This is a genomic window from Polaromonas sp. P1_G4, from assembly GCF_056405475.1.
This window is the reverse complement of the sequence record NZ_JBFUCA010000933.1, coordinates 1-904: the sequence shown is the minus strand read 5'-3', so window position 1 is coordinate 904 and position 904 is coordinate 1. Positions and strand designations below refer to the sequence as shown.

Here is a 904-nt window from a genome sequence, read left to right as displayed (position 1 = left end):
CCACCGCCACATCAACACCGACAGCGACTCTGAAGTGCTGCTCAACGTGCTGGCGCATGAGCTTGAAAAAACCACACGCGGCCTGCCGCTCAAGCCGGTTGATGTGTTTGCCGCAGTGCGCGGCGTGCACAAGCGTGTGAAGGGCTCTTATGCCGTCGTCGCGCTGATCGCAGGCCACGGCCTGCTGGCGTTTCGCGACCCGTTCGGCATCCGCCCGCTGTGCATTGGCCGCGGCGAGAATGAAAACGGCACCACCGTCATGGTGGCCAGCGAGTCGGTGGCCCTGGAAGGCACCTCGCACCAGTTCGAGCGCGACATCGCGCCCGGCGAAGCCGTGTATGTGGACATGGAAGGTGTGGTGCATGCCGAGCAATGCGCACCCAATGCCAAGCTCAATCCCTGCATCTTTGAATTCGTCTACCTGGCGCGCCCCGACTCGGTTCTGGACGGCATCTCGGTCTACCAGGCCCGCCTGAACCTGGGCGAGACGCTGGCCAAGCGCGTGGTCTCCACCGTGCCACCCAGCGAGATCGATGTGATCATTCCGATCCCCGAATCCAGCCGCCCCAGCGCCACGCAGCTGGCACACCTGCTGGGCATTCCGTATCGCGAAGGTTTCGTCAAGAACCGCTACGTCGGCCGTACCTTCATCATGCCGGGGCAGGGCGTGCGCAAGAAGTCCGTGCGCCAGAAGCTCAATGTGATTGCCAGCGAATTCAAGGGCCGCAACGTGTTGCTGGTGGATGACTCCATCGTGCGCGGCACCACCAGCCGTGAGATCGTGCAGATGGCGCGTGACGCCGGCGCGCGCAAGGTGTATTTGGCCAGCGCGGCGCCGCCGGTACGCTATCCCAACGTATACGGCATCGACATGCCTACGCCAGATGAGCTGGTGGCCCATGGC

1 protein-coding gene is annotated in these 904 nt (G+C 63.7%); it reads left to right on the top strand.

Annotated features, from left to right (window positions below; all coding sequences use genetic code 11):
- A partial coding sequence (locus AC1D1X_RS24545; RefSeq protein WP_477699520.1) for an amidophosphoribosyltransferase occupies positions 1-904 on the top strand: 904 nt, incomplete at both ends.